At 66.9% G+C, this 1,525-nt stretch carries 1 protein-coding gene and 1 pseudogene; both read left to right on the plus strand.

Going from position 1 to position 1,525, the window contains the following annotated elements:
* A pseudogene (locus tag BHE97_RS09255) lies at positions 1–182 on the plus strand (sodium:proton antiporter); the annotation flags it as partial.
* A 226-nt stretch (positions 183–408) separates the two neighbouring features.
* Positions 409–1,509 (plus strand): IS110 family transposase, encoded by a 1,101-nt coding sequence (locus BHE97_RS09260; protein WP_087623757.1) that lies wholly within the window; start codon positions 409–411, stop codon positions 1,507–1,509.
* The last annotated feature ends 16 nt before the right edge of the window (positions 1,510–1,525 follow it).

Consider the following 1,525-nt stretch of genomic DNA (forward strand, 5'->3'; position numbering starts at 1 on the left):
TGGCCTTCGTGGTCGGCGGCACCGCCCTGGTGGACCCCGACCTCGACGATCTCGTCAAGGTGATCATCGCCATCGCCCTGCAGCTGGCCACGTCAGTGGTGGGCGGTGTGGCGATCGCGCGCTCCGCCGTGCTGTCGGGCCATGGCTTCGACGACACCGATACGTCCGACCTCCACGACTGACAGTGATGATGTGGGTGAGCCCCGCAGCGGTCGTCCTGACTCAGCGACTGACTGACTGAGGGTCTTCAACGGGATCTGTCGGTCGATCCGTTGCGGGGCTCGTCGCACTCACCAGCGAGGGGTTCGTGACCTCATAGGAGCCTGTGCCAGCAGGCACCCATCACTGTCTTGTCCGCTCACCTTTCGGCGGTGCGTGCCGCCCTACCGGTTGAGTGAAAGGACGGCGATGTCCACCATCGCACGAGAAGCAGAACGCGACCAGCCCAGGCTGATCAAGGTCGCAGCCGGGGTCGACACCCATCAAGACACCCACACCGTCGCCGTGATCGACACAGCAGGACGGCTGCTGGAGCACCACACTTTCGCGGCCACGGGACGCGGCTATGCCGATCTCCTGGCTTGGGTCCGGTCCTTCGGGTTGTTGTTGGTCATCGGGATCGAGGGCACCGGTGCCTACGGTGCCGGCCTAGCCCGACACCTACAAGCCGCCGGGGTCAGCCTGGTCGAGGTCGACCGGACCGACCGCAAGACCCGCCGTTTCGCGGGCAAGTCAGACCCGCTCGACGCCGAAGCCGCCGCTCGTGCCGCGTTGGCCGGAGTCCGCACCGGCCTCCCCAAGGTCCGTGATGGGCACGTTGAGGCCCTGCGGAACCTGCGCGTGGCCCGGCGCAGCGCGATAGATCAACGCGCGGACTGCATGCGCCAGATCAAGACCCTGATCATCACCGCCAACGATCTCCTGCGTGAGCAGCTCCGCTCCCTGCCCGACCGCGACCTCCTGGCCACCTGCGTCGGGATGCGTCCCGACCGGACTCGTGCTGGGGACCCGGTTCAGGCCGCCAAAGTCGCGCTGCGGACCCTGGCCCGCCGCCACCAGCAGCTCACCGAGGAGATCGCCGACCTCGATAAGTTGATCACGCCCCTGGTCACCGCAATCAACCCCGCCCTACTCGAACTCAACGGCGTCGGCGCCGACGTGGCCGGACAGCTCCTGGTCACGGCGGGGCAGAACCACCAGCGGCTACGGTCCGAAGCGGCCTTCGCGATGCTGTGCGGCGTCGCGCCCATCCCGGCATCCTCGGGCAAGACCCACCGCCACCGGCTCAACCGCGGCGGAGACCGACAGGCCAACGCCGCCCTCTACCGGATCGTGTTGTGCCGACTGCGCTGGGACCCACGCACCCAGGCATACATGCGCAGACGGACCGAAGAGGGCCTGTCCAAAAAGGACATCATCCGCTGCCTCAAACGCCTCATCGCCCGCGAGGTCTACTACGTCCTCACCGCGACCAATCTCCCGAGTCAGCAAACACCGAAGGCAGCTTGACATCCATAGGAGCATC

Origin of the sequence: Aeromicrobium sp. PE09-221, assembly GCF_002174305.1 — a bacterium.
Taxonomy (GTDB): domain Bacteria; phylum Actinomycetota; class Actinomycetes; order Propionibacteriales; family Nocardioidaceae; genus Aeromicrobium.

Bases quoted from the DNA above. Each gene is read 5' to 3' on its own strand.
- BHE97_RS09260 (WP_087623757.1), top strand. From the start codon at position 409: ATGTCCACCATCGCACGAGAAGCAGAACGCGACCAGCCCAGGCTGATC.